The sequence below is a fragment of the Mycobacterium sp. SMC-2 genome, from assembly GCF_025263485.1.
In the GTDB taxonomy this organism is placed as follows: domain Bacteria; phylum Actinomycetota; class Actinomycetes; order Mycobacteriales; family Mycobacteriaceae; genus Mycobacterium.
Map to the genome: position 1 here is coordinate 221,383 of NZ_CP079863.1, position 21,849 is coordinate 243,231.

23 protein-coding genes and 1 pseudogene are annotated in these 21,849 nt (G+C 68.3%); 2 read left to right on the forward strand and 22 right to left on the reverse strand.

The genetic code is table 11. The annotated features are described in order from the left end of the window. From KXD96_RS01135 to KXD96_RS01150, 4 genes and pseudogenes are all read right to left on the reverse strand, one after another. Window positions 1-1,922, reverse strand: a pseudogene (locus tag KXD96_RS01135) (proton-conducting transporter membrane subunit); the annotation flags it as partial. 51 nt (window positions 1,923-1,973) lie between these two features. Beyond that, a complete protein-coding gene (locus tag KXD96_RS01140) occupies window positions 1,974-2,453 on the reverse strand; it encodes an NADH-quinone oxidoreductase subunit B family protein (protein WP_260742471.1) in 480 nt (159 codons plus the stop codon). Between the two features lie 5 nt (window positions 2,454-2,458). Continuing rightward, entirely contained in the window at window positions 2,459-2,794 is a 336-nt protein-coding gene (locus KXD96_RS01145; RefSeq protein WP_260742472.1) for a lsr2/espR transcriptional regulator, read from the reverse strand. A 159-nt stretch (window positions 2,795-2,953) separates the two neighbouring features. Beyond that, a complete protein-coding gene (locus KXD96_RS01150; RefSeq protein ID WP_260742473.1) occupies window positions 2,954-3,730 on the reverse strand; it encodes an alpha/beta fold hydrolase in 777 nt (258 codons plus the stop codon). Window positions 3,731-3,792: 62 nt separating this feature from the next. On the opposite strand from KXD96_RS01150, the gene mhuD reads away from it, so the two are divergent. Together mhuD and KXD96_RS01160 are read left to right on the forward strand one after the other, a co-directional pair. Continuing rightward, window positions 3,793-4,113 (forward strand): mycobilin-forming heme oxygenase MhuD, encoded by a 321-nt coding sequence (mhuD, locus tag KXD96_RS01155; RefSeq protein ID WP_260742474.1) that lies wholly within the window; start codon window positions 3,793-3,795, stop codon window positions 4,111-4,113. Further along, complete coding sequence (locus KXD96_RS01160; RefSeq protein WP_260742475.1) at window positions 4,088-5,452, forward strand: Cpe/LpqF family protein; 1,365 nt, start codon at window positions 4,088-4,090, stop codon at window positions 5,450-5,452. The genes mhuD and KXD96_RS01160 overlap by 26 nt, the downstream gene beginning before the upstream one ends. Before the next feature lie 202 nt (window positions 5,453-5,654). On the opposite strand, the gene KXD96_RS01165 is transcribed toward KXD96_RS01160, so the two are convergent. From KXD96_RS01165 to folE, 18 genes are all read right to left on the reverse strand, one after another. Next, on the reverse strand, window positions 5,655-6,914 hold the full coding sequence (locus KXD96_RS01165; RefSeq protein ID WP_260742476.1) for an HNH endonuclease signature motif containing protein: 1,260 nt from the start codon (window positions 6,912-6,914) through the stop codon (window positions 5,655-5,657). Between the two features lie 220 nt (window positions 6,915-7,134). Next, a complete protein-coding gene (locus KXD96_RS01170) occupies window positions 7,135-7,686 on the reverse strand; it encodes a histidine phosphatase family protein (protein ID WP_260742477.1) in 552 nt (183 codons plus the stop codon). Beyond that, window positions 7,683-8,474, reverse strand: a complete 792-nt coding sequence (locus KXD96_RS01175) for a CbtA family protein (protein WP_260742478.1) — start codon at window positions 8,472-8,474, stop codon at window positions 7,683-7,685. Before KXD96_RS01175 ends, KXD96_RS01170 begins: the two co-directional genes overlap by 4 nt. A gap of 4 nt (window positions 8,475-8,478) precedes the next feature. Further along, window positions 8,479-8,694, reverse strand: coding sequence for a CbtB-domain containing protein (locus KXD96_RS01180; RefSeq protein ID WP_260745578.1), 216 nt, complete (start codon window positions 8,692-8,694; stop codon window positions 8,479-8,481). A gap of 139 nt (window positions 8,695-8,833) precedes the next feature. Further along, window positions 8,834-9,214, reverse strand: coding sequence for a YbjQ family protein (locus tag KXD96_RS01185; protein WP_260742479.1), 381 nt, complete (start codon window positions 9,212-9,214; stop codon window positions 8,834-8,836). Window positions 9,215-9,290: 76 nt separating this feature from the next. Beyond that, window positions 9,291-11,825: an ATP-dependent protease ATP-binding subunit ClpC gene (clpC1, locus tag KXD96_RS01190; protein ID WP_260742480.1), complete on the reverse strand. Its 2,535-nt coding sequence runs from the start codon at window positions 11,823-11,825 to the stop codon at window positions 9,291-9,293. Between the two features lie 314 nt (window positions 11,826-12,139). Next, on the reverse strand, window positions 12,140-12,478 hold the full coding sequence (gene lsr2, locus KXD96_RS01195; RefSeq protein ID WP_260742481.1) for a histone-like nucleoid-structuring protein Lsr2: 339 nt from the start codon (window positions 12,476-12,478) through the stop codon (window positions 12,140-12,142). A 123-nt stretch (window positions 12,479-12,601) separates the two neighbouring features. Next, window positions 12,602-14,104, reverse strand: a complete 1,503-nt coding sequence (lysS, locus tag KXD96_RS01200) for a lysine--tRNA ligase (protein WP_260745579.1) — start codon at window positions 14,102-14,104, stop codon at window positions 12,602-12,604. A 119-nt stretch (window positions 14,105-14,223) separates the two neighbouring features. After that, the gene (locus KXD96_RS01205) at window positions 14,224-15,039 is read right to left on the reverse strand and encodes a type III pantothenate kinase (protein WP_260742482.1); all 816 of its coding nucleotides are present in this window, start codon (window positions 15,037-15,039) and stop codon (window positions 14,224-14,226) included. 2 nt (window positions 15,040-15,041) lie between these two features. Further along, window positions 15,042-15,470 (reverse strand): aspartate 1-decarboxylase, encoded by a 429-nt coding sequence (gene panD, locus KXD96_RS01210; RefSeq protein WP_260742483.1) that lies wholly within the window; start codon window positions 15,468-15,470, stop codon window positions 15,042-15,044. Further along, a complete protein-coding gene (gene panC / locus KXD96_RS01215) occupies window positions 15,470-16,408 on the reverse strand; it encodes a pantoate--beta-alanine ligase (RefSeq protein WP_260742484.1) in 939 nt (312 codons plus the stop codon). The genes panD and panC overlap by 1 nt, the downstream gene beginning before the upstream one ends. Next, window positions 16,405-17,316: a Rossmann-like and DUF2520 domain-containing protein gene (locus KXD96_RS01220; RefSeq protein WP_260742485.1), complete on the reverse strand. Its 912-nt coding sequence runs from the start codon at window positions 17,314-17,316 to the stop codon at window positions 16,405-16,407. The genes panC and KXD96_RS01220 overlap by 4 nt, the downstream gene beginning before the upstream one ends. A 115-nt stretch (window positions 17,317-17,431) precedes the next feature. Beyond that, the gene (locus KXD96_RS01225) at window positions 17,432-18,793 is read right to left on the reverse strand and encodes a DUF6779 domain-containing protein (RefSeq protein ID WP_260742486.1); all 1,362 of its coding nucleotides are present in this window, start codon (window positions 18,791-18,793) and stop codon (window positions 17,432-17,434) included. Window positions 18,794-18,879: 86 nt separating this feature from the next. After that, on the reverse strand, window positions 18,880-19,356 hold the full coding sequence (locus KXD96_RS01230; protein ID WP_260742487.1) for a DUF3180 domain-containing protein: 477 nt from the start codon (window positions 19,354-19,356) through the stop codon (window positions 18,880-18,882). Then, window positions 19,356-19,904 (reverse strand): 2-amino-4-hydroxy-6-hydroxymethyldihydropteridine diphosphokinase, encoded by a 549-nt coding sequence (gene folK, locus KXD96_RS01235; protein ID WP_260742488.1) that lies wholly within the window; start codon window positions 19,902-19,904, stop codon window positions 19,356-19,358. The genes KXD96_RS01230 and folK overlap by 1 nt, the downstream gene beginning before the upstream one ends. 79 nt (window positions 19,905-19,983) lie before the next feature. Then, window positions 19,984-20,385 (reverse strand): dihydroneopterin aldolase, encoded by a 402-nt coding sequence (folB, locus tag KXD96_RS01240; RefSeq protein ID WP_260742489.1) that lies wholly within the window; start codon window positions 20,383-20,385, stop codon window positions 19,984-19,986. Beyond that, the gene (gene folP / locus KXD96_RS01245) at window positions 20,378-21,211 is read right to left on the reverse strand and encodes a dihydropteroate synthase (protein ID WP_260742490.1); all 834 of its coding nucleotides are present in this window, start codon (window positions 21,209-21,211) and stop codon (window positions 20,378-20,380) included. Before folP ends, folB begins: the two co-directional genes overlap by 8 nt. Before the next feature lie 19 nt (window positions 21,212-21,230). Further along, entirely contained in the window at window positions 21,231-21,845 is a 615-nt protein-coding gene (folE, locus tag KXD96_RS01250; RefSeq protein ID WP_260742491.1) for a GTP cyclohydrolase I FolE, read from the reverse strand. Between the last annotated feature and the right edge of the window lie 4 nt (window positions 21,846-21,849).

The window sequence follows — 21,849 nt, forward strand, 5'->3', positions numbered from 1 at the left end:
TCATCGGGCCACCACCAGCACGATCAGCACGCCGAGGGCGCCGTACGCCAAATACAGGTGCACGCTGCCGGTGTGGGCGCGCCGCACCAAATCGGCCGCGGCCGCGATCGCCCGGATCACCGGGGTGTAGCAGCGTTCCTCGATCGCATCGACGATTCTGGTGCGGTAGGTGATCTTTTCGGCCAGATAACGCGACTCGGCGGTGTGCGTGACTTCGACGTCGGTGTCGGGGCGCAGGACGTCGTCGAACACGCGTTGCAGCGGCTCGGCGAACGACGTGGCGGTGTACTGCATCCGGGCGGTGAGATCGTCGGCGCCACAAGCCCATAGCGGCAACGTCGCTGGTTCCGGGCGCCGGCTGCGGCGCCAACGCGCCAGCACGGCGGCGGTCAGTGTCGCTACCGCAACTCCCGCGGCGATCGCCCCGGGAGCGATCGACCCCTGCAGGCCCGGCAGGCGCACCACGGCCCCGAAACCGTTGAATTGCACTGCCCGTGCGGCTGGTAACGCACCGACCGCCTCGCGCAACACTGGTGCGATGACCGCGGGTGCCACGGCCAGCGTCAGGCAGCCGGCCGCCGCGGCCGCCATGCCGGCCAGCATGCTGCCCGGCGCCTCCCCGGCCTGGGCCGCCTGCTCGGAACGCGGCCGCGCCAGGAATCCGATCCCGAACGCCTTGATCATTGCCGCCACGCCCAGACCGGTGGTGAGCGCGACGGCGCCCACCGCCAGCGGCGTCGTCAACGCCAAGACGGTGGAATGTTCTCGGGCCGTGTGGATCAGCGACTGCAGCAGCAGCCACTCGCTGACGAATCCGGCGCCCAGCGGCAGCCCCGACGCCCCGAGCGCGGCCACGGCGAATAGGGTGGTCGTCGCCGGCATCCGGCGGGCCAGACCGCCCAACCGGTCCAGGTCGCGCAGCCCGGTCGCGGCAAGCACCGAGCCCGCGGCGAGGAAGCCGAGGCTTTTGAATGCCGCGTGCGCGACGAGGTGCAGCATGGCTGCGGCCACGGCGATCGTCGCCGGGCCGTGCGCGCCGGCGGCGGCGAACAGGGTGGCGGCCCCCAATGCCAGGGTGATCAGCCCGAGGTTCTCGGTTGACGAATACGCAAGTAGCCGTTTGAGATCCGTGGCGACCGAGGCCTGCACCACGCCGTAGAGTGCCGACACCGCGCCTACGGCCATCAGGGTCAGCCCCCACCAGCGCGGCCCCGGACCGAGCAGCTGCAGATCGACGCGGCAAATGCCGTAGACCCCAAGGTTGATCATTGCCGCGCTCATCAGCGCCGACACGGGGCTCGGCGCCTCCGGGTGGGCGCGCGGCAGCCACGCATGTAGCGGTACCAGCCCGGCCTTGGAGCCAAACCCCGCCAGCGTCAACAGGAACACGGCGGCGCACGCGCCTTGCGGTATCCCGTGCAGGTCGGCGAACCGGTCCGCGCCGCCCGCGGCCGACAACACCATCAGGCCGACCAGTATCGCGACAAACCCCAACTGGGTCATCACCGCATACACCAACGCGGCGGAGCGAACCTTTGGGTGGGTGTGGTGGGTCAGCACCAACACCAACGACGCGACCGCCATCAGCTCCCACGCCAACAGGAAGGTGGTGACCGACGCCGCCGCGGGCACCAACAGCATCGCCGCGACGAACGTCGGCAGGACGGCCAGGGTGACGGGTCCGAGCTTCTCACGCCGGGCATAGCCGATCGTGTACAGCCCGACCGCGATCGCGACCGCCCCCGTGAGCGCCATGAAGAATCCGCCCAACGGATCGACGCCCAGCTGGACGCCCGCCAGGGGAAGCAACCATCCGATGTGGACCGCGCGCACCGAACCGAACATTCCCAGTGCGCCCGCCCATATCCCACCGGCGCCCAGCAGCGAGGTCAGCGCGCCCGCGCAGATGGAGCCGGAGTCGTTGCGGTGCACGAGGTTTGGCTCCGGCAGGATTCTGGTAGCCAGCCCCGCGGTCACTTGCCGGTCACCGACCGCAAAGCCGCGACGATCTGGCTCGGGGTCGGCGGGCATCCCGGGATCTCCAGATCTACCCCCACCGTCTCGCCGACCGCGCCGACCACACCGTAGGCGTCGCCGAACACCCCTCGGTCAATGGCGCAGTCCCCACACGCGATCACCCGGCGTGGCCGCGGTGTCGCCTCGATGGTCGCGCGCAAGGGGCCGGCCATGTTGTGCGTGACCACACCGGTGACCAGGAGTGCGTCCGCATGCCGTGGGGAGGCCACCAGGCGGGCCCCGAACCGTTCGGCGTCATAGACCGGCCCGAACGCGCCCGCAATCTCGACCTCACAGCCGTTGCAGGAACCCGCGTCGACATGCCGAATCTGAAGCGAGCCCCGCACTCCCGCAAGCGGTTTCATCGCCGGCGCCGGTAACGGCGCCGCAGGCTCGGTGATCCGCCCGACCCCGAAAACTTTGCCAATCCAGCCCACGGGCGTTACTCCGCGCCGCCGGCACGCAGGTCCTCCAAGACCGCCACGCGGTCCCTGAGCACCCCGGTAAGCACCTTGCGCGCCACCATCAGCAGCTCGGCGATATCCGGCGAGGCGATCGAGTAGATCACCGTGTTGCCGTCCCTGATCGCCTCAACTACGCCGGCCCGGCGCAGGACGCCGAGTTGCTGTGAGAGATTCGATGATTCGAGCCCGACCTCCGGCAACAGCTCGGCGACCGACTTGTCCCCCGTCGCCAGGAGCTCGAGAACCCTGACGCGCGCCGGATGGCCCAACGTCTTGAAGAACTCGGCCTTGAGCTTGTACAGCGGCTCGGACACGACGGATCTCCTGAAGACTCTTAGATTCGAACAATTGAAGAATTTATCAGATGGTGATGATCCCGGGCGACGCCCAGAAGCCCGCCTGGCCGGGCATGCAGGCCAATGATCTGCGGTTATGCAGCGGAGCGGGCGAGGTTATGACGTCGAACACATCGGTCAGAACGTGGACGAGCCGGATAAGTTGGCCAAGAATGACTCGACCGCCTCGCGGTACTCCTGCGGCGCTTCGTCGTGAACCAGGTGACCGGCGCCCTCCACCCGCAGGTAGCGTGTCGCGGAATCGTTTGCGGTCATCGCCCGCATCTGGCCGGGCGGCGTAACGGAGTTGCCGGCCTCGATGAGCAGCGCCGGCGCGCGCACCGCCCGCCACTGGTCCCAGTAGTCGCGGGCGCCCCATTCGGCGGCGATCTCGATCCACCGCGCGGTGTGGCCGTGCAGCCGCCAACCGGTTTCGGTGCGGTCGAAGGCCTCCAGGAAATACCGCCCAGCAACCGGCCCGAACTCATCGAATATCCGCTCTGCTGAGTCGAATTCGACTGGGAGGGCATGCAGCCACGGCTCCCATGGACCGGTGGTGCGCCCACGGAAGTCCGGGGCCATGTCCTCGAGCACCAGCGCGGAAACCAGCTCCGGACGCTCCGCGGCCAAACACCACGAGTGCAGGGCGCCCATCGAATGCCCGACCAATTTGACCGGTGTTTGAAGTGTTCTCACCGCGTCCGCCAGGTCGGCCACGAACCGTTCGGTGCTGATCGGGTGCGGGTCGTCGACGCCGCGGCCCCGATGCCACAGGGCGTCATACGTGTACACGGCGCCCAGCCGAGTCAGCCACGGCAACTGCCGCGACCACGTGGTGCCCCGCCCCATCAGGCCATGCACCAGCACCAACGGCTCGCCTTGCCCCCCGCGGCAAGTCAGCAGATCACCGGGCATGTCACCATCCTGCGTGCCCCGCCCTGCAGTTGGACAGGCGGGCGAAGGGGTAGCCTAGCGCCATGCCGCCAGTGGTGAAGATCAACGCAATCGAAGTACCCGCCGACGCCGGCCCGGAACTGGAGAAGCGGTTCGCGCACCGGGCGCACGCGGTCGACAACCAACCCGGCTTCCTCGGGTTTCAGCTGCTGCGCCCGATCAAGGGCGAGAACCGCTACTTCGTCGTGACGCAGTGGGAATCCGAAGAGGCATTTCAGGCGTGGGCGCAAGGGCCTGCCATCCAGGCGCACGCCGGTGAGCGGGCCAACCCTGTGGCCACCGGCGCCTCGCTGCTGGAATTCGAGGTTGTGATGGACGTTGCCGGCAGCAAGCAGGCCGGCTAGCGGGCTTTCGGCCCGGCGCCGCGCGCTGGCGTTGGGTGTCGCCACCGCACTGGTAGTCACGTTCGCGCCCGGTTGCGCCCCCTCGCCCTCCCCGCAGGCGAACGCGGCCAATCCCGGCCGGCAGATCGACGTCCGGACGCCGCCCGGTGTCCGGGCCCAGCAGACGCTGGACATGCTTAACTCGGACTGGCCCATCGGCCCCGTCGGGGTCGGCACGCTGGCCGCGCCCGACATGGTCAAGTCGGTGGAGACCACCATGGAGGGGCTGTGGTGGGACCGCCCGTTCACCCTCAACGGTGTCGATCTGGGCGCCAGCGTGGCCACGTTGCACCTGACGTCCTCCTACGGTGCGCGACAAGACATCCGCATCCACACCGACGACGGCGGGCGGGTCGATCGGTTCGACCTCGAGACGCAGCCGCCGAAGATCAACTCGTGGCACGACATCGACTCGGTATTGAGCAAGACCGGTGCCCGCTATTCCTACCAGGTCGCCAAGGTTGATGACGGACACTGCGACCCGGTTGCGGGCACCAACACCGGTGAACCTTTGCCGCTGGCTTCAATTTTCAAGTTGTACGTGCTGCACGCCCTCGCGGGCGCCATCAAGGACGGAACGGTCTCCTGGAACGATCAGCTGACCGTCACCGACAAGAGCCGAGCGGTGGGCTCGTCCGGTTTGGCACTGCCTGCGGGAGCTCATGTTTCGGTCCAGACGGCCGCCGAGAAGATGATCGCCACCAGCGACAACATGGCGACCGATCTGCTGATCGGGAAGCTGGGCACCCACGCCATCGAGCAAGCGCTCGCCACGGCCGGCCACCACGACCCGGCCAGCATGACGCCGTTCCCAACGATGTACGAGCTGTTCTCGGTCGGCTGGGGTAAGCCGGACCTGCGCACCCAGTGGCAGCACGGGTCACCGCAAGTCCGCGCCCAGCTGCTGGCGCAAGCGAATTCGACTCCGTATGAACCCGATCCGACCCGCGCCCACACCCCCGCGTCGTCTTACGGCGCGGAGTGGTACGGCAACGCCGAGGACATCTGCCGGATTCACGCGGCGCTGCAGGCCGATGCCGTCGGCAAGGCCGCACCGGTCAGGCAGATCCTCTCGGCGGTGTCGGGCATCCAGCTGGACCCCAATGTCTGGCCCTACGTCGGCGCGAAAGCCGGTGGCCTGCCGGGTGATCTGACCTTCAGCTGGTACGCCGTCGACAAGACGCAGCAGCCGTACGTGGTCAGCTTCCAGCTCAACTGGACACGCGACCACGGGCCGACCGTGACCGGGTGGATGCTGCAGGTAGCGAAGCAGGCCTTCGCGTTGATCGCACCCCAATAGCCTTGTGACCGCCGGCGAATCGCTGGTCGATACCTTCCCCGGGGCGTGTGTTCATCGAGCGCGTGCTGTCATTGGGCGGCTTGGGTATCCCCGAAGACCTGATGAGGGCCGCAGGTATTGGCCGGCGGCGATGTGGGCCTTGCGCAAACGAAATTCGTTATGTTCCAAGATTTTTTCAGCTTGGGTGCGATGCTGCTCCAACCTAGTTGGGTGTTGGTGGTGGTTGGGGTTGGGGTTGGAAGGGGTCGTACCACCACCATTGGGCGCGTTCGCCGGTGGGTCCGGGGCAGGGTGGCACGGCGGGTGGGGGTTGGGTGGGTGGGCGGGCCAGTGATCCCGGGCTCAGTGCTTGGCCGGCGTCGTCGGTGACGGTGAGAGTGTGTGCGGGTCCGGTGATGGTGATGACGCCGCGGTGGTGCGACCGGTGATGATAGGGACAGACCAAAACGAGGTTGGCCAGCTCGGTGGGGCCGCCGTCTTCCCAGTGCCGGATGTGATGGGCGTGCAGGCCCCGGGTGGCGCCGCAACCGGGAACCACGCACATGCGGTCGCGATACTCCAGCGCGCGGCGCAACCGCCGGTTGATCACCCGGCTGGCCCGGCCGGCGCCGATGACCTGACCGTCGCGTTCGAACCACACCTCAGCCGTGGCATCACAGGTCAAATATTGGCGTTCGGCGTCGGACAGCAGCGGACCCAGATGCAGCGCCGCGGCGCGCTGGGCCACGTCGAGGTGCACCACCACGGTGGTGTGCTGCCCGTGGGGCCGGCGGGTGGCCTCGGCATCCCACCCGGCCTCGACCAGGCGCAGAAACGCCTCGAGGGTGCCCGGCAACGGCGGCCGCTGATCGGAGGCGCCCTGGCCGTTGTCGTGGTCGTGTTTCCATTCGGCGATCAGCGCCTCACGATGAGACGCCAAGGCGGCGTCGAACGTCGCCGCGTCGGGCTGCGCAAGGGTGATCCGGTAGCAGCTGAACTGCTCGTCGGGGGTGGTCGTGGTGATCGAGGGCTGCGGTTGCGGCCGGGAATCGGGGTCGGGTCGCGGTTCGAGCTTGACCGCGGTGCGCAGCTGGGTGACCGTGGCGACGTGCGCCAGCTGCGCGTAGTGCTCATCAGATCCCTCACCGGCGCGCCCCGCGATGACGCCGACCTGATCCAGCGACAGCCGACCCTCCCGCATGCCCGCAGCACAGCGCGGAAACTCCTCCAGCCGGCTCGCGACGGTGGCGATCGTCTGCGCATTCCCCGGCGAGCAGCCCGTCGTCCAGGCCACCAACGCCGGCACCGAGCGCGCCCCCGTGCCTCCCCACAACTGCTCACGATCGATCTCGGCGACAATCTCCACGATGCGCCCATCGATGGCGTTGCGCTGACCGGTCAACTCCGCCAACTCCTCGAACAGCACCTCAAGGCGCTCTTTAGGACTCACCACCACGGCCTCAGCAGATGCGGTCGAAGACATAACCACATCATCGCAGCCACCTACGACAAAACCCGGCCCGCCGAACCCGCCTTGGGGTGTGACCAATTGACCACCCGGGCAGCCCCCGACGTCAATGCGCAGATCCCAGCCACCCCGGCGCCAGGCGCTGATTGACGCTGGACATAGGTGACTTACGAAGTCGATAGCGTCTGCGCTATCAACGGGCAAGCCGCATGGCCTGGAGAGCCGCCGGGGCTAGTTACAAACGCAGCGTCCAGCGGCCGTTTCGGAAATGCAGCAAGGTGCGACTCACCGGCGCAATATCGATGCGCCAGAACGACTCCGGGGGAGCATCGAGGCTGTGCACAACGGCGGCGCGAATCACCGCCGGATGTGTCACCGCCACGGCGCGCGACGCTTCGTCGGTGAGAGACTCCAGCCAGCCGCCCACCCGTTGGATCAGGTCGAGGATCGACTCACCGCCGTGCGGGGCCCGCGCCGGATCGGTCAGCCACGTCTCGAGGTCCGCGGGTCCGACGGCCTGCAGCGTCTGCCCGCACCATCCCCCGCAATGCAGGTCGGCCAACCGCGGCTCGGTTGTGGCATGCAGACCCAGCAGCTGCGCGGTCTCCCGAGCACGCTGCTCGGGTCCCGCCAGTTGCCGCGTGCCTTTCGGAACATCAAGGCGCCCCGCCTTTTTGACACGCCGGCGGCCCATGTCGTTCAGCGGCTCGTCGGCGGGGAAACGCGCGGCCACCATGGCATCGGTCATCGCGTGCGATACCAGGATCAGCCGGGCGACCTCCGTCACGCCGCGATGCTCGATGCCCGTCCGCTCTCGGCGCGCTGCCCGAGCAGCCGGCCGGCGAGGGTCGCGAACACCACGCCGATGGTCACCCACAGCACTAATTGCGTGGCCAGAGACAACAACCGGAAATCGTAGAGAACGTCGGCGGGAAAGCCGGGATAGACGATCGCGCCCGACGCGTCGCGCAGCGGTTCGGGTGTCTCGTCCACGTTCGGTAGCAACACCATCACCGCCGCAACCGCCGCGACGTAGGCGCCAGCCGCCAGCATCCGCCCGTTCCACGCTCCGAACCGCGCCGTCAGCGAGCGCGCCAGCCACACCACCGCGATGGCCAGCGCCACCGAAGCCAGCACCATCACCAGATACCACCCGGTGCGCGCCCCGATCGTGTCGGCCTGACCCACCGCCGGTGGATTCGGCGGATACTTCACGAACGGCACCAGATACACCGCGACGAACGCGGCCGCCGCCAACAGCAGCGAAAGGGCGCGCGGACCAACGTTTCTCGCGCGCGGGGCGACGACGCAGAACAGCACGGCGAACAGCGCGCCCATCGCGACGCCGAAGATGAGCACACCGAAGCCCAAACCGGCGCTGGACTGCACGCCGCGGCTGAACAACTCGGCGCCGTGCTCGTGCACGCCATGAGCGTTCTCGGCGTCGGTTCGTCCGTCCTCGAACGCGATGGCGCGGCCGATCACCGGCTCGGCGCACAGGCGGGCGAAGACGAACGCCAGCACCGCGCCGAGTGCACCGGCCAACAGGCCGCGTCCGATCAGACGCTTCTCCACGCGATCAGTGGCAGGGGAAGCCGAGCAGGTGCCGCGCGTCGTGCACGAACTCGTGCACGTGCGAATCGCTGCCGAACAGCGAAACCGCGCCCTGGTCGACGCCGACGAAATACAGCGCCAGCAGCGCCAGGAAGGCGGTTGCCGCCAACCAGACCGCGGCGCTGGCCGCTGACAGATCGACCGATCGGGTACGGCCGCCGGTTAGCTCGGGATTGGGCACGATCGACTCCTTCCGGGGATATCCGCGTCCCCGCTGCTGACGACGGGCCATGGGTCTGACTATCGACAGTGGCGCGACCGTTCTGGACTTTCACCAGATTCCGTTGCCCGTCAGGACAGGAGTCAGTGTAAACCGGGGGTCAATGCTGTGGCGGCGCGGCACCGTAGCCCAGCTGGGCGGCCGTGTACTGGGCGGCCTCGGTGACCGGGACCGCCTGGACCGCCGTGCCGTAGGCGCAGATCTCGGTCCACACGTCGCCGATCTCGGTGGTGTCGAAGCGCATTGCGACGATCGCGTTGCCCCCGCGATTGCGCGCCTCGGCGATCAGCCGCCCCATCGCCTCGTTGCGGCTCTCGGCCAGGTTCTTCGTCATCCCCTGAAGCTCGCCGCCGAACATGGCCTTGAAGCCCGCGCCCATCTGGGAGAACGCGTTTCGGGAGCGGACGGTCAGCCCAAACACCTCGCCGCAGACGCGCTGGATCTCCCAGCCAGGGAGGTCGTTGGTGGTCACGATCAGCACAGGCAGGCCCCTTAGCTCTCAGGACGGCAAAACGGGTGGTTAGTCCGGAAAGACTAACCACCCGTTTGCTGTAGTGCTACGGCGTTTCCGGGGCTGCGTGCGCTCCGGCCTTCGCCAGGTCCGGCTCGGCCGGCGGCTTGCGGGTCCCGGTGAAGGTGAACACCGCGTCCTCGCCGGCGCTCTCGCCGTCCCAGTTGTCCACGTCGACCGTGACGATCTGTCCCGGTCCGACCTCCTCGAACAGGATCTTCTCGGACAGCTGGTCCTCGATCTCGCGCTGGATGGTGCGCCGCAGCGGACGAGCACCCAGCACCGGGTCGAAGCCCCGCTTGGCCAGCAACGCCTTGGCCTTGTCGGTCAGCTCCAGAGCCATGTCTTTGGCCTTGAGCTGGGTGGCGACCCGACTGATCATCAGGTCGACCATCCGGATGATCTCGTCCTTGGTCAGCTGGTGGAAGACGATGATGTCGTCGATGCGGTTGAGGAACTCCGGGCGGAAGTGCTTCTTCAGCTCGTCGTTGACCTTCTGCTTCATCCGCTCGTAGTTGTTCTCACCACCACCCTGGGTGAAACCCAGGCCGACCGGCTTGGAGATGTCGGACGTACCGAGGTTCGAGGTGAAGATCAGCACGGTGTTCTTGAAGTCGACCGTGCGTCCCTGACCATCGGTGAGCCGGCCGTCCTCGAGGACCTGCAACAGGCTGTTGTAGATCTCCTGGTGCGCCTTCTCGATCTCGTCGAACAGCACCACCGAGAACGGCTTGCGCCGCACCTTCTCGGTGAGCTGGCCGCCCTCTTCGTAGCCGACGTATCCGGGCGGGGCACCGAACAGCCGCGACGCGGTGAACCGGTCGTGGAACTCGCCCATGTCGATCTGGATGAGCGCGTCGTCGTCGCCGAACAGGAAGTTGGCCAGCGCCTTCGACAGCTCGGTCTTCCCGACACCGGACGGCCCGGCGAAGATGAACGAACCCGACGGGCGCTTGGGGTCCTTCAACCCGGCGCGGGTACGGCGGATCGCCTTGGAGACCGCCTTGACGGCGTCCTCCTGCCCGATGATCCGCTTGTGCAGCTCGTCCTCCATGCGCAGCAACCGGGTGGTCTCGGCCTCGGTCAGCTTGAACACCGGGATACCGGTCCAGTTGCCCAGCACCTCGGCGATCTGCTCGTCGTCGACCTCGGCAACCACGTCGAGATCGCCCGAACGCCACTGCTTTTCACGCTCGGCCCGCTGGGCGACCAGCTGCTTCTCCCGGTCGCGCAGGCTGGCGGCCTTCTCGAAGTCCTGGGCGTCGATCGCGGATTCCTTCTCCCGGCGCGCGTCGGCGATCTTCTCGTCGAACTCACGCAGGTCTGGCGGCGCAGTCATCCGGCGGATCCGCATCCGCGCACCCGCCTCGTCGATCAGGTCGATCGCCTTGTCCGGCAGGAACCGGTCGTTGATGTAACGGTCGGCCAGGGTGGCGGCGGCCACCAGCGCGGAGTCGGTGATCGACACCCGGTGGTGTGCCTCGTAGCGGTCCCGCAGACCCTTGAGGATCTCGATGGTGTGCTCCACCGTCGGCTCGCCCACCTGCACCGGCTGGAACCGGCGCTCCAGCGCGGCGTCCTTCTCGATGTACTTGCGGTACTCGTCGAGCGTGGTGGCGCCGATGGTCTGCAGCTCGCCGCGGGCCAGCTTGGGCTTGAGGATCGACGCGGCGTCGATCGCGCCCTCGGCGGCACCGGCCCCGACCAGCGTGTGCAGCTCGTCGATGAACAGGATGATGTCGCCGCGGGTGTTGATCTCCTTGAGCACCTTCTTCAGGCGTTCCTCGAAGTCACCGCGGTAGCGCGAGCCGGCCACCAGCGAGCCGAGGTCCAAGGTGTAGAGCTGCTTGTCCTTCAGCGTCTCCGGCACCTGGCCGTGCACGATGGCCTGCGCCAGGCCTTCCACCACCGCCGTCTTGCCGACGCCGGGCTCGCCGATCAGCACCGGGTTGTTCTTGGTGCGCCGGCTCAGGACCTGCATGACGCGCTCGATTTCCTTCTCCCGACCGATGACCGGGTCGAGCTTGCCTTCCATCGCGGCGGCCGTCAGGTTGCGGCCGAACTGGTCGAGCACCAGCGACGTGGACGGGCTGCCCGATTCGCCGCCGCGGCCACCGGTGCCGGCCTCCGCGGCCTCCTTGCCCTGATAGCCGCTCAGCAGCTGGATGACTTGCTGGCGCACCCGGGTCAGCTCGGCGCCCAGCTTCACCAACACCTGGGCGGCCACGCCCTCACCCTCGCGGATGAGGCCGAGCAGGATGTGCTCGGTGCCGATGTAATTGTGGCCCAGCTGCAGCGCCTCACGCAGGCTCAGCTCCAGAACCTTCTTCGCGCGCGGGGTGAACGGGATGTGTCCCGACGGCGCCTGCTGGCCCTGGCCGATGATCTCCTCGACCTGGCTGCGAACGCCCTCGAGTGAGATGCCCAGCGACTCCAACGACTTCGCCGCGACGCCCTCGCCCTCGTGAATCAGACCCAACAGGATGTGCTCGGTGCCGATGTAGTTGTGGTTGAGCATCCGGGCCTCTTCCTGCGCCAGGACGACGACCCTGCGGGCACGGTCGGTAAAACGTTCAAACATCGGTGGCTACCTGCTCTCCCTCACCATCGGTACTGGCCTCTTAGTGGCCTACCGGCCGCCGTTGCGGCCGGAATCGCATACCTGCCATCCACTGTAATGGTCGGCCTGCCAGGGGGCATAACCTTGCGGTTCCTTGCTGCTGAAAGACCCGCAGGCCCGTTTCGGGCGATTCCCCCCTGTGACTACAGCGCCGTAACTGACCAACGTGGCCGGGCGCCAATTCGTTTCCTTTAATTACGGACGATCTTTTCGCCGCCAGCGAAATGACAAACCGGCGCCGAGGCAGGTGCAGCCCGGCGCCGGTTAGAGGTTTGTCAGGTCGCCGCGTGGAAGGCGTCGATGACGTCGGCCGGGATGCGGCCGCGCGTCGACACGTTGTACCCGTTTCGGCGGGCCCATTCGCGGATCGCCGCGCTCTGCTCACGGTCGATCGCGCCACGGCCGCGACCGGAGCCGGAACGCCCACGCCGCCGACCGCCGACCCGACGACCGGCTTCCATCCACTGCTTCAGGTCGTTGCGAAGTTTCGCGGCATTCTTGGACGAAAGGTCAATCTCATAGGTCACCCCGTCAAGCCCGAATTCGACCGTTTCGTCGGCTGCGCCCGCACCGTCGAAATCATCGACCAAGGTGACGGTCACTTTTTTCGCCATTGGCTTATCCTCGCATTTCGTCCTGAGCAGTTGCTGAGCAGTTTGGGTGAGCCTCCCCGGTCACCAATCTGCCATAACAACGCAGCATACTCAATCCGGCCGCAAAGCGCACAGTTGCACTTTTCAACTGGAGTGGGGCCGAACAATCGGGAACAAAACTGTCTCTCGAATTGACAGTCCAGTCAGAGACATCAACAACCGATCGATACCCATTCCAGTTCCGGTGCACGGCGGCATCGCATACTCGAGCGCCGTGAGAAAGTCTTCGTCGAGCGCCATGGCTTCGTCGTCGCCCGCCGCCGCCAGGCGGGCTTGCGCGGCGAATCTCTCCCGCTGCACGACGGGGTCGTTCAATTCGGAATACCCGGTGGCCAGTTCGATCCCGCGCACGTACAGGTCCCACTTCTCGGTCACACCCGGGATGCTGCGATGCTGACGCGTCAAAGGCGTTGTCTCCTCTGGGAAGTCCCGTACGAAGGTGGGCGCGGTCAGCGTGTTCCCGACCGTGTGCTCCCAGAGTTCCTCGACGAGCTTTCCATGCCCGTAGCCTCGGTCGGTCGGGATCTCGACCCCGAGCCGGTCCGCGATCGCCCAAAGCCGCTCGACCGACGTCTCGGGTGTGATCTCTTCGCCCAGGGCGGCCGACAGCGACGGGTACATTTGAATCGACGCCCATTCTCCGTCTATGTCGTAGACACTGCCGTCGGGCAGCGGTAGTTGTCTGGTTCCGATCGCCTCGTCGGCGACCTCTTGAATAAGCTCGCGCGTGACGACTGCCGAATCGTCATAGGTTCCGTACGCCTGGTAGGTCTCCAGCATCGAGAATTCCGGAGAATGCGTCGAATCCGCACCTTCGTTTCTGAACACTCGATTTACTTCGAAAACCTTGTCGAAACCACCGACGACGCAGCGCTTGAGGAACAGTTCCGGTGCGATCCGCAGGTACAGATTCATGTCGAGGGCGTTGGAATGCGTGACGAACGGCCGCGCCGCCGCGCCACCCGCCAGCGTCTGCAACATCGGCGTTTCGACTTCCAGGAACCCCCGCCGTTCGAGTGCGTTGCGTATCGCGCGGACCACGGCGATTCGCTGCCGCGCCACCGAGCGGGCCTGGGGGCGGACGATCAGGTCGACGTAGCGCTGCCGCACTCGCGCCTCTTCGCTCATCTCCTTGTGGGCCACGGGCAGCGGTCGCAGCGCCTTGGCCGCGATCTGCCAGGAATCGGCGAGGACGGACAACTCGCCGCGGCGGGAGCTGATCACGTTGCCGTGCACGTAGACGATGTCGCCGAGGTCGACGTCGGCCTTCCACGCGTCCAGCGATTCGGCACCCACCTTGTCCAGGCTGATCATCACCTGAAGGCTGGTGCCGTCGCCCTCCTGAAGTGTCGCGAAGCACAATTTCCCGGAGTTGCGCGCGAATATCACCCGGCCGGCGACGCCGACGACGTCGTCGGTCGCGGTGTCGGTCGGCAGGTCGGAATGGTCGGCGCGCACCTGCGCCAGGGTGTGGGTGCGTTCGACGGCGACCGGATAGGGTTCGTGGCCCTCCGCCAGCAAGCGAGCGCGCTTGTCCCGGCGGATGCGGAACTGCTCGGGCAGGTCTACCGCGTCGGCGTCACTCACGACGTGCCAGCTTAAATGACCTCGGGGGGCGGCTCTTACTGGCGGCCCGCCGAGATTGCCGTCGTGGTCGTTGTTTCGTCCGCGAGCACGACCACTGGAGCAATCTCGTCGTCGCAAACTCAACGCGCGGTCTTGAGCCGGCCGCGCTGGGCGTCCCGGTTGCGTTCGAAGACCAGCCGCAGCCCGTGCAGGGTCAGATGTTGGTCGTAATGGCTGGTGGTGGTCAGCTCGGGCAGCAGCAGCGGTGCCGTATGCCCGGTGGCCACCACGGCGACGTCGTCGCCGGCGAAACCGTCCACGTCCTCGCGAATCCGACCGACCAGACCGTCGACCAGCCCGGCGAAGCCGAATACCGCTCCCGCCTGCATGCATTCGACGGTGTTCTTGCCCACCACCGAACGGGGGCGGGACAGTTCCACCCGGCGCAGCGCGGCGGACCGGGCCGCGGCGGCGTCCGAGGAGACCTGCACGCCGGGCGCGATCGCACCGCCGAGGAATTCGCCCTTGGCCGACACGACGTCCACGCAGATCGACGAACCGAAGTCGATGACGATGGCGGCGCTTTGGAATCTATGAAATGCGGCCAGGCAGTTGACGATTCGGTCGGCGCCCACTTCTTTGGGATTGTCGACCAGCAGCGGGATGCCGGTGCGCACGCCCGGCTCGATCAGCACGTGTGGCACCGACGGCCAGTACTGGTCCAGCATGATCCGCACCTCGTGCAGCACCGACGGGACGGTGGACAGGGCGACGGCACCGGTGAGCCGCTCGGAGTCGTCGCCGATGAGGCCGTCGATGGTCAGCGCCAGCTCGTCCGCGGTCACCTCGGACTCGGTCCGGATCCGCCAGTGCTGCACCACCTTTGCGTGCTCTTTGGACCCGGAAATCAGCCCCACGACGGTGTGGGTGTTTCGGACGTCGATGGCCAGCAGCACGGCTACCGCGCAACGATTCGGGGGTCTAGCAGTTCGGCGGCGACAGATATGTCCGAGGGCACGAACGCCGGGTCGTGGCCCAGGTCGATCGGCTTGTTGTCGGCGTCGACGAACACGATCCGCGGCTGGTAGGACCGCGCCTCCGCCTCTTCCATGGTCCCGTATGCGATCAGGATCACCAGATCACCCGGGTGCACGAGATGGGCCGCGGCGCCGTTGATTCCGATCACCCCACTGCCGCGCTCCCCGGCGATCGCGTAGGTGACCAGGCGCGCACCGTTGTCGATGTCCACGATGGTCACTTGCTCGCCCTCGAGCAGGTCAGCCGCGTCCATCAGGTCGGCGTCGATGGTCACCGAGCCGACGTAGTGAAGGTCGGCCTGCGTGACGCTGGCGCGGTGGATCTTCGACTTGAGCATCGTCCGTAGCATCAATTCCTCCAAGATGATTCACGGGTGCCGGGATATCCGTCCGGCCCCACGGGTGCCGGCGAAGTTTCGATGTCGATCGCGACGTTGTCCAGCAGCCTGGTGCCGCCCAGCCGGACGGCGACGAGCAGCCGGCCGGTTTTGTTGGGCTGCAACGGCCCCAGGTCCGCATCGCGCAATTCGAGGTAGTCGACCGTAAGTTCGGGCACCGCATCGAGCACCGCGCGCGCCGCGTCCAGCGCGGCCTGCGGCCCGGCGTCCGCGGCGTGCGCCGCCGCCGCCAACGCCGCCGACACCGCCACGGCCGCCTCGCGTTGCACCGGGTCCAGGTAACGGTTGCGCGACGACATGGCCAGCCCGTCGGCTTCGCGGACGGTGGGCACGCCGACCACCGCGACGTCGAGGTCCAGGTCGGCGACCATCTGCCGGATCAGCACCAGTTGCTGATAGTCCTTCTCGCCGAAGAACACCCGGTCTGGGCGCACGATCTGCAGCAGCTTGCACACCACCGTCAGCACGCCGGCGAAATGGGTCGGCCGCGGACCGCCCTCGAGGTCGGCGGCCAGCGGACCGGGCTGCACGGTGGTGCGCAGGCCGTTCGGGTACATCGCCGCGGCCGTCGGCGCGAACACGATGTCGACGCCCTCGCCGCGCAGCAGCGCCACGTCGTCGTCGAGGGTCCGTGGGTAGGCGTCGAGGTCTTCCCCGGCACCGAACTGGAGCGGGTTGACGAAGATGGACACCGCCAGCACCGAACCGGGCACCCGTTTGGCGGCGCGCACCAGCGCGAGGTGACCGTCGTGCAGCGCACCCATGGTGGGCACCAGCATCACCCGACGGCCGGTGTGCCGCAGCGCGCGACAGACGTCCGTGACGTCGCGCGGGCGCGAGTAGACATTGAGTTCGCCGGCCTTGAAGGCGGGCGGCTTGCCGGGTCTCATCCCGCCAGGACCTCGACGACGTCGGCGGGCGCGTGGGCGCGCCGGGCGGTCCGCAGGGCGTTCACCCGGTACGCCTGCGCAAGTTCCGGGTCGGCCTGGTTCAGCGCGGCCAGGTGCCCGGCGACCGCGGCGGCGTCACCGCGTGCGACCGGGCCGGTCAGCGCGGCCTGACCGCGTTGCAGGGTGTTCTCCAGCGCCGCCCGGGCCAGCGGCCCGACGATGCGTTCGGCGATGCCGCCAGGCTGGTCGTCGACGGATTGTTGTCCGAGCAGTTCGTTGCCCCGCAGCGCGACCCGCAGCGCCTCGAGCGCGTCGGCGAGCACCGTCACCAGGTGGTTGCCGGCATGCGCCAGGCCGGCGTGGTAGAGCACCCGCGCTTCCTCGCGCACGCAGAACGGTTCGCCGCCCATCTCCAGCACGAGCGACTGACCTATCGCATACCCGACATCGTCGGCCGCGGTGACGCCGAAGCAGGTGTCCGGCAGCCTGTTGATGTCCTCGTCGGATCCGGTGAACGTCATCGCCGGGTGGATCGCGAGCGGTATGCAGCCGTCCTGGGCCAGCGGCGCGAGAATGCCGACCCCGTTGGCGCCGGACGTGTGGGCGACGATCGTGCCCGGGCGCACCGACGACGTCGCGGCCAATCCGGACACCAGGCCGGCCAGTTCGCTGTCGGGAACGGCCAGCAGCAGCAGCTCGGCACCGGAGGCCACGTCCGGCGGCGGCACCACCGGGGTGTCGGGCAGCCAACGCTGCGCCCGCTGCCGCGACGCGTGGGAGATGGCGCTGCACGCCACCACCACGTGGTCGGCGCGCTCCAGCGCGACCCCGAGCGCGGTGCCCACCCGGCCGGCCGAGATGACTCCCACCTTGAGCCTGGCCGGGCGCAAACCGTCGAACTGCACCATCGCAGACGACCTCACAGATTTCTTCGTTCGTTCCGGTCCCACTTCGTGGGTACCGTTCGGTCACTAAGACTGTAGTCGATTACCGGGCCCCGCCCAATGTGAGGAAGCTCCCAGCTCAGCCTTCGCGGCGGCGGCGCCGGCCACCCTCGGACGGCTGGACCTGCAGCCGCGCCAGCAGCTCGGCAACCGACTGGCCACCGGTCCGCGAGCCATCGCCTGGGCCGTCCGTGCCCTGCGCCAGCGGGTCCGCGCCGCCGTGCCGAGGAGTGTGCTCCGGCGGTGGCGGCGGGGCGAGCCGCGGCGGTGGCGCCGCGGCCGCAGGTGGTGGCGGTGGCGGCGTGGCCGCGGCGGGACCGGGAGCCGGAGCAAACGCCGGCTCGTTCGGGCGCTCGCTGGGGGGCGCGAAGTTGCCAACGCCATAGTCGCGGTACTCGGCCGAGTGCCGTGACCGGGCCCGGCGACCCGACTCACCGTACGGCGGCGGGGCTGCCTGCTCGACGGGCGGGCCGGCCCAGGCCTCGTCCGGTTCGGAGTGGCGGGCGCGCCGCCGTCGTCCCGACGTTGCGTCGGCCGGTGCGACGGACTCATCGGAGCCCGCCCAGTGGCTGCCCGGCGTCCCGGGTGGCAACCACAGTCCCGACGAAGCCGCCGGCTGCCAACCCTGCGGCTCCGGCTGTTGCGGAGGCGGGGGCTCGTGGCGGGTTTCGAATCGCGGCTCGGGCTCCGGCGGCGCGGCGCTGTACGAGGGCTGGGGCGGGGGCGCCGGCTCCTGCGGCGCTTCGTACTGGTAACGGACCCGCTCGCGGCGGGGCTGCGGCTGGCTCTGGGGCTGCCGGGGCGGCAACAGCGGCTCCTCGGGCACGTCGATGATCGCCGTCTCGTCGGCGCGGCCCTGCGGGCCCTCCTGGGGTACGGAGGTGACCCGATCGCTGGCGACCCAGTCGTAGGGCGCGTCACGCGGGGTCTCGCCGTTGCGGTCCCACTCGCTGTACGCGCGTTCGGGCGGCGCCTCGGTCTCGGGCGTCTCCAGCGCCGGGCGGTGGGCGAGGTCGGTGTCGAACAGGATCTCCAGGCTGGTGCGCAACGCGCTCAGCTCCGCGCGCAGCTCGGCCAGGTCGTCCGCGGCCTGTGCGCGCAGTTCGGACGCCAACTCCCGTCGCAGCTGGGATTCCACGGTCAGCTCGTACTCGCGTCGGGCCGAGATTTCCCGATCCAGCTGCAAGTCGTACACCAGCTTCAGGTCGCGGACGCGGGATTGATCCGCGTCGCTCTGACGGCGATACAGCACCGAAACGAAGGCGCCGGCGACTGCGGCCCACAGCGCCAGGATTACAGCGAGCTTGAGGAGTTCCACCCGATTGGTGAAAACCAAAGCGGAACTGGCCCCCATTGCGAGGACCAGCAACGCGGTCAAGAGCACCCAACCCGGCCTGCGGCCGCCGCGCCGCACCCGGGCGCCGCGGGACAGAACGGTCATGGCCTGACTGTACCTGCGCGAGGTCAATCCGCGTGTCGCCCTACTCCGGCGATTCTCACGCGGTTGCCGGAGGGGTCACAGGCGCGCTAGTTTTCGGCGCCCTCGCCGTGCTCGGTCTGGTCCGGTGGCGACTTGCAGCAATGCTGCAGCCACAGCGCGGCGGCGACCAGCGCCAGCGCGCTGACGGCCGCAACCACGGTGCCGGTGGTGTCCTCGGCGGCCACCCGCAGCCACGACCGCCGCGGCAGGAAATACACCAGCACTCCGACCCACCAGCCCAGCACTAGCGCGCCCACCCAGGCCGACGCCTTGGCGACCATCAGGCTGCGCGCTACCGCCAGCGGGTGCAGCCAGCCGGGCCCGACGCCGATTTCGCCGTCGCTGATCTTGGCCCGCACGTAGCGGGCCCACAGAGCTTCGACGACGGCCACCGCCAGCAGCGACAGGCCGGTCCACACCGTGATCGGCGGAAACCACCGGTACAGGCCTTTAACGACCAGATAGCCCACCACCGCGGCGGCCACCACCGCGGCCGTCAGGTCACGTTTCCTGGTCGGTCCCATCAGGTTTGCGGTTTCCGGTCGGCCAGGGACTCGCCCGCCGGCTGCAGCTTCAGACCGGTCAACCGGACGCTTTCCCGGTCGGCCGGGTCCAGCTCGGCGAGCAGGCTCGCGACAGGACTCGGTGCCTCGGCGACGGTCAGCCAGGCATCGGGGTCGATGGCCAGCCAGGGGATCATGACGAAGGCCCGCAGATGGGCCAGCGGGTGCGGCAGCGTCAGGTTGTTGTCGCGGGCGATCACCTCCGCATCGCCGTAGCAGGCGATCAGGTCGACATCGAGGGTTCGCGGGCCCCAGCGCTCGCCGCGCACGCGGCCCGCCGCCCGCTCGAACTCCTGGGCCCGCCGCAGCCAGCACTGCCCGTCACACGCCGGATCGTTGGCGATCAGCACCGCGTTGAGAAAGGGTCCCTGATCGACCCGGCCCCACGGGTCCGTCTCGTACACCGGCGAGACCGCGAGCACCGTCTCGCCCAGCCCGTCGACGACCGACTGCAACCGTGCCAGCCGGTCGCCCAGGTTGGAGCCGATGGACAGTACGACTCGCGTCATAGGCGCCGCTTCTTCCACAAGTGGGCGGGCGTGCGTCCACCCCCACAAGCGGGTGGCGTCCCCACGGATCCGTCGACGCTCATAACGCCCGGCCCGCCGGGACCACCGAGCCGCGGCCGCCGCGCCGCGACCGCCGCACCACCACCGCGACGTCGGCGAACTGCTGCGGGATCGGAGCCTGCGGCTTGTGCACCACCACCTCGACGGCGTGCACTCGCTCGTCTTCCATCACCCGGTCCGCGATCTCGCCCCCGACCGCTTCGATGAGGTTGCGCGGCGGCCCGGCCACGACGTCGGACGCGAGCTGGGCCAGGGCGGCGTAGTCGTAGGTGTCGGCCAGCGCGTCGCTGGCGGCGGCCTCGGCGAGGTCGATCCACACGGTCATATCGACGACGAAGTCCTGCCCGTCGGCGCGCTCGTGGTCGAAGACTCCGTGTCGCCCACGAATCTTCAACCCCCGCAGTTCGATTCGATCAGCCATCGTCTCCAGCCAGCTCAGTCTGCTGCGTTTCGGTCTGCGTCCAGGCCTGAACCACCTTGAGGGCGTCGACCGTGGCCCGCACGTCGTGCACGCGAACGCCCCACGCCCCGTGCAGCGCGGCCAGCACGGAGACGACCGCGGTCGCCGTCTCGCGGCCGTCGGGGGGTCGCGGTGAGCCATCGGGCCCGGCCAACAACGTACCGAGGAACCGTTTGCGCGACGCGCCCAGGAGCACGGGGATTCCGGTGGCGACCAACTGCGGCAACGCGCGCAGCAGCGCCCAATTGTGTTGACCCGTCTTGGCGAATCCGAGGCCCGGGTCGATCACCAGCTTGGCGGGGTCGACGCCCGCGGCCACCGCGGCGTCCACGCTGGCCAGCAGCTCGGCGCGCACCTCGGCCACTACGTCGTCGTAGTGCGGGGTCGCGTGCGGGCGGTCGGCTGACACCGACCGCCAATGCATCAGCACCCAGGGCACGCCGGCGTCGGCCAGCAACGGCGCCATCGCGGGATCGGCGCGTCCGCCCGAGACGTCGTTGACGATCCGCGCGCCGTTCTGCAGCGCCGCCCTCGCGACGTCGGCGTGCATGGTGTCGATGCTTACTGTGATGCCCTCCGCCACAAGTTCTTTGACGACAGGGATCACGCGAGACGTCTCGACCTGGGAGTCGATTCGGATGGCGCCGGGTCGGGTCGACTCCCCTCCTACGTCGACGATGCCCGCGCCCTCCGCGGCCAGCGCCAGCCCGTGCTGGACTGCGTTGTCGGTATTGAGGTAGCGGCCGCCGTCGGAGAACGAGTCGTCAGTGACGTTCAGGACTCCCATAACCCGCACAGGCGCCGACTTACTTACGCAGGATGAGGTCGAGCGCTTCGGATCGAGAAGCGGCGTTGGATTTGAACAGTCCGCGCACCGCCGAGGTGGTGGTGACCGCGCCGGGCTTGCGCACGCCGCGCATCGCCATGCACAGGTGCTCGGCCTCGATCACGACGATCACGCCCCGCGGATTGAGCTTTTTGGTCAGGGCGTCGGCGATCTGGCTGGTAAGCCGTTCCTGCACCTGCGGTCGCTTGGAGTACAGGTCCACCAGGCGCGCGATCTTCGACAGCCCGGTGACTCGTCCGTCGGCGCCGGGGATGTACCCGACATGGGCCACACCGTGGAATGACACCAGGTGGTGTTCGCACGTGGAGTACAGCGGGATTTCCTTGACCAGCACCAGTTCGTCGTGTTCTTCGTCGAACATGGTGTTCAGCACGCTGTCGGGATCGGTGTAGAGCCCGGCGAACATTTCCTGGTAGGCGCGGGCGACGCGTGCCGGCGTATCCCGCAGGCCGTGCCGGTCCGGGTCCTCGCCGATGGCGTACAGCAATTCGCGGATCGCGGCCTCGGCGCGCTCCTGGTCGAACACCCGAATTGAGGGAGTGGCGGTATCCGGCCCAAAACCGGTTAAGGCCATCGAA